8 protein-coding genes are annotated in these 7,151 nt (G+C 65.9%); 3 read left to right on the forward strand and 5 right to left on the reverse strand.

Annotated elements, in window-relative coordinates; translation table 11 throughout:
- Nucleotides 1-85: 85 nt before the first annotated feature.
- The 3 genes from IQ24_RS08890 to IQ24_RS08900 form a co-directional block, all read right to left on the reverse strand.
- Nucleotides 86-1,006: a LysR family transcriptional regulator gene (locus IQ24_RS08890; RefSeq protein WP_145397591.1), complete on the reverse strand. Its 921-nt coding sequence runs from the start codon at nucleotides 1,004-1,006 to the stop codon at nucleotides 86-88.
- Between the two features lie 74 nt (nucleotides 1,007-1,080).
- The gene (locus tag IQ24_RS08895) at nucleotides 1,081-1,482 is read right to left on the reverse strand and encodes a rhodanese-like domain-containing protein (RefSeq protein ID WP_145397592.1); all 402 of its coding nucleotides are present in this window, start codon (nucleotides 1,480-1,482) and stop codon (nucleotides 1,081-1,083) included.
- A gap of 77 nt (nucleotides 1,483-1,559) precedes the next feature.
- Nucleotides 1,560-2,420 (reverse strand): DMT family transporter, encoded by an 861-nt coding sequence (locus tag IQ24_RS08900; RefSeq protein ID WP_145397593.1) that lies wholly within the window; start codon nucleotides 2,418-2,420, stop codon nucleotides 1,560-1,562.
- A gap of 531 nt (nucleotides 2,421-2,951) precedes the next feature.
- Between IQ24_RS08900 and IQ24_RS08905 the strand changes: the two genes are divergently transcribed.
- Nucleotides 2,952-3,398, forward strand: a complete 447-nt coding sequence (locus IQ24_RS08905) for a hypothetical protein (protein WP_145397594.1) — start codon at nucleotides 2,952-2,954, stop codon at nucleotides 3,396-3,398.
- 124 nt (nucleotides 3,399-3,522) lie between these two features.
- Here the strand turns inward: IQ24_RS08905 and IQ24_RS08910 are convergent, their stop codons facing one another.
- Nucleotides 3,523-4,023 carry a GNAT family N-acetyltransferase gene (locus IQ24_RS08910; RefSeq protein WP_145397595.1) on the reverse strand — a complete coding sequence of 167 codons (501 nt, stop codon included), beginning with the start codon at nucleotides 4,021-4,023 and terminating at the stop codon, nucleotides 3,523-3,525.
- Between the two features lie 98 nt (nucleotides 4,024-4,121).
- Between IQ24_RS08910 and IQ24_RS08915 the strand changes: the two genes are divergently transcribed.
- Nucleotides 4,122-4,922: a class I SAM-dependent methyltransferase gene (locus IQ24_RS08915; RefSeq protein ID WP_145397596.1), complete on the forward strand. Its 801-nt coding sequence runs from the start codon at nucleotides 4,122-4,124 to the stop codon at nucleotides 4,920-4,922.
- A 5-nt stretch (nucleotides 4,923-4,927) separates the two neighbouring features.
- Here IQ24_RS08915 and IQ24_RS08920 read toward each other — a convergent pair whose 3' ends face one another.
- On the reverse strand, nucleotides 4,928-5,848 hold the full coding sequence (locus IQ24_RS08920; protein ID WP_145397597.1) for a LysR family transcriptional regulator: 921 nt from the start codon (nucleotides 5,846-5,848) through the stop codon (nucleotides 4,928-4,930).
- Between the two features lie 86 nt (nucleotides 5,849-5,934).
- Here IQ24_RS08920 and IQ24_RS08925 point away from each other — a divergent pair, with 86 nt between their 5' ends.
- A complete protein-coding gene (locus tag IQ24_RS08925; RefSeq protein ID WP_145397598.1) occupies nucleotides 5,935-7,149 on the forward strand; it encodes an acyl-CoA dehydrogenase in 1,215 nt (404 codons plus the stop codon).
- The last annotated feature ends 2 nt before the right edge of the window (nucleotides 7,150-7,151 follow it).

The following is a 7,151-nucleotide window of genomic DNA, read 5'->3' on the forward strand; positions in this document are numbered from 1 at the left end:
GCAATCGCAGCAGGGATTTCCTGCTGCAGCGCCGCATAAAGAATTTTATCCAAGAATTATAATTCTTGTTCCAGATTTCTGCTGTTCAACCCCAGCCCGCCGGACCAAGGGCGACGACGGTTGCGGCCAGCGCCGTCAGGAAGGATTCCATCATCTGATCGGGCTGGCTGCCTTCGGGCAGCACCGCCACCACCGCGACCCGCGTGACCGGAGAGAACTTGCGCGTGACGATGGCGGAACCCGGCGCAACCGCCGCCGAATAGGGATCGACCACCGCGACGCCCAAGCCCGCATTCACCAGCGCGCAGGCGCTTTGCGCCTGATCGCAGCGCAGTTGCGGCTGATAGCGGATGCCCTGCAGCGCATAGGCCCCCTCGACCAGCGTGGTCAGCACCGGCCCTGCCGAGATCAGGCGGCTTTTCACCAGATCCGCCGGACCCAGGACCGAGCGCGTGGTCAGCAGGTGGTCGCGCGGCAGCACGGCGACCAGCTCGGCCCCGCCCAGAACGTGGGTCTGGACGCCGGGGATATCCACCGGCCCCAGCAGCAGGCCGACATCGGCAAGCCCCAGTTCCACCGTCTGGGCCACCTGCTCGGTCGGAAGCAAGGTCAGATCCACCTCGATCTCGGCGCGGCTCGACAGAAGATGGCTCAGCGCGGGCGGCAGCACCGCATTCCCCACCGGCGCCGTCGCCGCGACCGAGATCCGGCCCCGGCGATTGTGCTTGAGCCTGTGCAGACGCCCGGCCAGATTGCCCAGAACGCCGATCAGCGGGCGGATGTCGTCATAGACCAGACGCCCCTCATCCGTGGGCTCCAGCCGCCTGCCCTTGCGGCGGAACAGCGTGACGTCCAGCTGCGCCTCGAAAGCCTTCACCGCGTTCCAGACCGCCGATTGCGACAGGCCCAGATGCTCGGCCGCGGCAGGGGTCGTGCCGCGCTCCATGACGGCGGCGAAAGCCTCGATCAGGCGCAGATCCAGGTCATTGCGGCGGTCGATACGCATGGCGGTCCTCAAGCAGGGCGGTTCAGGTCAACCCGGGGTTTTCCGGAAAGCGGGCGGCTGTCAAGCGCCCTGCCCTAGCCGCGCGATTCGGGCGGGCTGACCAGACCGCCCATGGCCGCCCAGTCGTTGAACCCGTCCTTCAGATGCGCCGCAGGAAAGCCCATGTCCTGCAGCATCGCCGCCGACAGCGCCGACCGCCAGCCCGAGGCGCAGTGAAAGACGAACCGCCGATCCTGCGCGAAAACCTCATTGAAATAAGGGCTTTCCGGGTCGATGCAGAATTCCAGCATGCCGCGCGGACAGTGAAAACTGCCGGGAATGAAGCCCATGCGGTCACGCTCGGCCTGTTCGCGCAGATCGACAAAAACCACGCCCGGATCGTCCAGCAGGGCGAAGGCATCGCGGGTGTCGATTTCTTCGATGCGCGCACGGGCAGCGGCGACCAGATCGGCGACCGGGGTCTTCAGCCTGACCATGTTCCCTCCCAAGGTGGATTGGTCCTGAATGACCGGGCCATGGTCGCATTCCAGACCCGATGCGGCAAGGGAAATGCCTAGCCCGGCTTGCGGCGGCGCGGACCCAATTCGCTGACGATGACGCCCAGCACGATCAGGGCGGCGCCCAGAATGGCCAGCCCGGGCAGCCGGTCGCCCGCCATGCGGCCGAAGATGCCGCCCCAGACCGGCTCTCCGGCATAGATCACCGTGGCGCGGGTCGGTGAGACCGTCCGCTGCGCCCAGTTCATCGCCAGCTGGATGAGCGCGCTGGATGCGCCGAGGCCCAAGCCCGCCGCCAGCCAGACCCATGAGAAGGTGGGCACGCCCTCGCCCGCCAGCGGCATGGCGGCGAAGGCCAGAAGCCCCGCGACGATCAGTTGCACCACCGTCACCCGGCGGCTGTCGACCTGGTTGGCGAAGCGGCCGATCAGGATGATCTCGGCGGCGATGGCGACCGCGCTCAGCAGCGTCGTGAGCTCGCCAAGGCTCAGCGAGACGCCCCCGGCCTGCGGCCCCGCCAGCAGGATCAGCCCGGCGAAGGCCAGCGCGATTCCCGCCCAGCTGGCCAGCCTTGGCGGGCGGCGCAGCACCAGCCATTGCAAAAGCGGCACGATGGGCACGTAAAGCGCCGAGATGAAGGCCGACTGGCTGCTGCTGACGGTCTGAAGCCCATGCGTCTGCAGCCCGTAGCCCAGCCAGATCGCGACGCCGATGGAAGCGCCCGCGCGCAATTCGGCCTGCGTCAGGCCGCGCATATGCCGGTGAAACAGCGCCACGCAGATCGCGCCCGCGACCAGAAAGCGCAGGCCCACGAAGAACAGCGGGCCGCTGCTGCGCATGGCGTGATGCACGATCAGGAAGCTGGCCCCCCAGATGATCGTCGCGCCGATCAGGGCGAGTTCGTGGCGCGAGAACATGGGAAAGGCCGCCGGTGGCTTGGGGTTGACGCCCCTCGCCCTAGGTCAATCCCTGCGACGGGGCAAGACGCCCGGGCGGGCCTGAGGCGAAAGAAAGGGGATCTGCCAAGCGGGCGCGCCGGACCTGCCGATGGGTGGGTACAACTGGCTTGCTGGGAAGATGTAAGCTGGCTTGCTTGCGAACGGGCTGGCTGGCCTTGCTTGATTGGATATCTAGGAGGCCGTGCGGGCGAAGTCAATATTGTTTTGAGAAATCAATTAGTTGAGTGTTTTTATTGGGTTTCACTGCGTGACGGATTCCGATGCCGAAGCAAGCACTTGCCGTGAAATGCCGGGCGCGGGGGTGGGGGGATTTTTTTGCGTTGGGTCATCTCGTCGGCCGAGTTTGACCTGTCCGGTGATGGCCAGCCGGGCAAGCTCCATTGGCCGCGCGAAAACCCGCGCCTGCGGGAAATTTATGTTGGACACCTGCCTGCCAACACCCACCATTCCCCGTAAGTATCAGAAGCTGCTTTTCCACCGGAGGCTTTGTTGAAACCCTTGGCCGCAATACTCTTTGCCAGCGCTTTCCTTGCCGCCTGCAAGAACGATCCCGTCGATCTGGGGCTGTTCTGCGGCACCGATGCCGCTGATACCGTCGCGCGGTCCAGCGCCATCGCCTATGGGCCCGATGTGCCGCCTCCGCAGGTGCAGCGTGTGCGGCCGATAGAAGAAAGCGATCTGGTCGGGGTCATGATGGGCGATCCGGCGCCGATCGGTCTGATCTCGACCGATGCCACAGGCGCGTTGCATCATGTCGTTTGCGCCGATGCGCTCTGTGCGGTGCAGGATGCGGAAAAGGCTTTGGCGGCGTGTTCAGATCAGGCGCAATGCCGGATCGTGGGCGCGGTCAAGACCGCGACCTTTTATCCGTTGTATCTGGACGATGATGCGGGCGGGCATATCTGTGCCGCGCGGTGGGCGAATGACCGATCCTAGCCCGCGCGAAAGGTCATCACCTAGCCGGGAAGCGATATTTGGACAAATGAAGCGCCTGCGACGCACGGCGACTTTGTTCCATTAGGCCGCTGATCTGACACGGTTCGCCCCCTTCCCCCGGCGGTCAGCCGAAATGCCGATAAACGAGATCGGTCGGGTCCTGCCCCCGGGCAGTCTTGTCAAGCACCGCGCCCAACCGCTCGGCCAGGCGGCAGGACCGGTCATTCTGCGGATCGACGTAGCTGACCAGCGTCGCAAGTTGCCGGACGTCTCTGGCCCAGTCTCGAAAGGCCGAGGCGGCCTCGAAGGCGTATCCCTGCCCCTCGGCCCCGTCAAACAGCAGCCAGCCCATCTCCTGCTCGGGGAAAAGCGGCCCTGAGTTGATGCCGACCTGCCCCAGACAGGCGCCGGTCTGCCGGTCCTCCAGCATCAGGGACCCCGCGCCGAAGAAATCCCATTGCGCATGATCGGCGCAAAACATCCCCCAGGCCGCGCTGACCGAGTGCGGCCCGCCCATGAAGCGCGCGCGCTCGGACTGCATCAGGGTCGAGAATGGCGCCCAATCCTCGGCCCGCATCGGGCGCAGCAGCAGGCGTTCGGTGGCAAGCGTGGGGATCGCGGTCAACTTGGGGCCTCGTGGCTTTACAACATAGCGTGCAGCCACTTTATGGGGCGGCACTCCGGGTGTAAAATGGCGACCTTGTTGAGCCATTGGAGGGCAAAATGTCCACCACCTTCAACGTACACAAAGCCTCCGCCTACGATCAACTGATGGGCCGCTGGAGCCGGAAGCTTGCGCCCCTGTTCATCGAATTTGCCGAAGTGGCCGAGGGCGACAGCGTGCTGGACGTCGGCTGCGGCACGGGCAGCCTGACGTTCGAGCTGTCGAATATTCCCTTCCTGTCGCGCATCAACGCCATCGACATGTCGCCGGTCTTTGTCGAGGCCGTCCGCGCCAGGAACAGCGATCCGCGTGTCGCCGTTCAGGAAGCGGATGCGCAATCGCTTCCCTTCGAGAATGCCGGGTTCGATCGCGTGTTTTCCCTGCTGGTGCTGCATTTCGTGGCCGATGTCGACCAGGCTATGAGCGAAATGCGGCGCGTCGCCCGCCCCGGGGGCGTGGCGGCTGCAGCGGTCTGGGACCATGCGGGCGGCATGCCGGTGATGCGCATGCTGGTCGATTCCCTTGCGGCGGTCGTTCCCAAGGCCGAGGCCTTCCGCACGCGCTTCTGCTTTCAGCCGATGACGCAGCCCGGTGAACTGGAACATGCCTTCATCACCGCCGGGTTTGACGAGATTCAGCAGGCGGAGCTGACCATTCGGATGAACTACCAGAATTTCGACGATTTCTGGTTGCCGATCGCCGCTGGCGAGGGACCATTCGGGCCGCTGATCAGCCCCCTCTCGGATGACGAGCGGGCGTTGGCCGCAACGACCCTGCGCGCGGCATTCGAGGCTGGTCGACCGGACGGCCCACGCTCTTTCGCCAGCACGGCGTTCGTCTGCAAGGGGCGCGCGCCCTGACGGGATCATCGGCGGGCCAGATCACCGCCATCAGACGCCACCGTCCGCAGCCAGTCCGCGAATAAATCCAGCGACCTCGGGGCCGTCGCCGAGGTGGGGCGGATCAGCGCATAGGGGCTGCGGCCCGGCAGGATATGGTCGCAGGGCTGGCACAGATGACCGTCGGCCAGCGCGCGGGCGGCGAAGATGTCGGGCAGAAGCGCGATCCCCAGACCGGCCTCGGCCGCGGCCATGACCATGTCGAAATGCTCGAACCTCGGGCCGCGCAGGCGGCCGAAGGGGGCAAGCCCTAGGCTCGCCATCCAGTCGCTCCACAGATCCGGGCGGGTCGATTGCTGGATCAGCGGATGGGCCATCAGATCGGCGGGGGTCACCGGGCCGGGCCCTACCAGCTGGCGCGAGGCCACGACGATCAGCCGCTCGGCGCAGATCGGCAGGACCTCGGTGCCGGGGCGGGCCATCTCGGTCCGTTGCAGGGCGGCGTCGAAGACCGAATCCTGAAAGTCGACCGGGGACAGCGCCTCGCCCAGATCGATGCAGATTTCCGGGTGCAGCGCCGAGAAAGCAGCAAGGCGCGGGATCAGCCAGGTGGTGGCGAAAGTCGGAAGGACCCCCAGCCGCAGCACATCCTCGCCGCCGCCGAAGGCCATGACCATGCGGGCCGAGGCGTCGATCCGCTCAAGAATCTCGCGCGCGTCGCGGACCATGGCGCGGCCTGCGTCCGACAGGATCAGGCGCTGGCGTTCGCGGTGAAACAGCCGCACGCCCAGCCGGTCCTCCAGCCCCCGGATCGAGCGGCTGACCGCGCTTTGCGTCAGGCTCATCGCTTCGGCGGCAGCCGAGGCCGAGCCCGCGTCCGCGCACAAGACCAGCGCGCGCAATTCCTGAACCGTGGGCGTATGCGCCGGGCGGGACGGCAAGGTCATGATCAAATCTCATCAACTCATCCATATTCATCGTTAGTCGGCAGGCGCGAATTTCGCTAGTCCTGCCCTGAATATTGGAGGGATTGATGGCACCCGCACTGAAACCGAAAGACGCCCCTGATCTTGGCCGCTTTGACTGGGAGGACCCTTTCCGGCTTTCGGATCAGCTGAGCGAGGAAGAGCGGATGCTGCGGGACGCGGCGCGGTCTTACGCGCAGGACCGGCTGCAGCCGCGCATCATCGACGCCTATCGCGAGGAGCTGACCGACCCGGAAATCTTCCGCGAGATGGGTGCGATGGGCCTGCTGGGCGTCACCGTGCCTGAGGAATACGGCGGCATCGGCGCCTCTTACGTCGCCTACGGCCTGATCGCGCGCGAGGTCGAGCGCGTCGATTCGGGCTATCGCAGCATGATGTCGGTGCAATCCTCGCTGGTGATGTACCCGATCTATGCCTATGGCAGCGAGGAACAGCGGCAGAAATACCTGCCGAAACTGGCCTCGGGCGAGTTCATCGGCTGTTTCGGCCTGACCGAGCCGGACGCGGGCTCGGACCCCGCCGGCATGAAGACCGTGGCGAAGAAGACCGCCGGGGGCTATGTGCTGAACGGCTCGAAGATGTGGATCTCGAACGCGCCGATCGCGGATGTCTTCGTGGTCTGGGCCAAGTCCGAGGCGCATGGCGGCAAGATCCGCGGCTTCGTGCTGGAGAAGGGGCTGAAGGGGCTTTCGGCGCCGAAGATCGGCGGCAAGCTGAGCCTGCGCGCCTCGATCACCGGCGAGATCGTGCTGCAGGATGTCGAGGTTGGCGAGGACGCGCTGCTGCCCGGCGTCGAGGGGCTGAAGGGCCCGTTCGGCTGTCTGAACCGGGCGCGCTACGGCATCAGCTGGGGCGTGCTGGGGGCGGCCGAGTTCTGCCTGCATGCCGCGCGCCAATATGGGCTGGACCGGCACCAGTTCGGGCGGCCGCTGGCCAATACGCAGCTGTTCCAGCTGAAGCTGGCGAATATGGCGACCGAGATCGCGCTTGGCCTTCAGGCCAGCCTGCGGGTGGGTCGGCTTCTGGATGCGGCGGAGGCGGCGCCCGAGATGATCTCGATCATCAAGCGCAACAACTGCGGCAAGGCGCTGGAGATCGCGCGGGTGGCGCGGGACATGCATGGCGGCAACGGGATCTCGGAGGAGTTCCAGGTGATGCGGCATGCGGCGAACCTCGAGACGGTGAACACCTATGAGGGCACGCATGACGTCCATGCGCTGATCCTGGGACGCGCCATCACCGGGCTGCAGGCGTTCTTCTGAGG

It is taken from the genome of Paracoccus sulfuroxidans, assembly GCF_007830335.1.
GTDB classification, from domain to species: domain Bacteria; phylum Pseudomonadota; class Alphaproteobacteria; order Rhodobacterales; family Rhodobacteraceae; genus Paracoccus; species Paracoccus sulfuroxidans.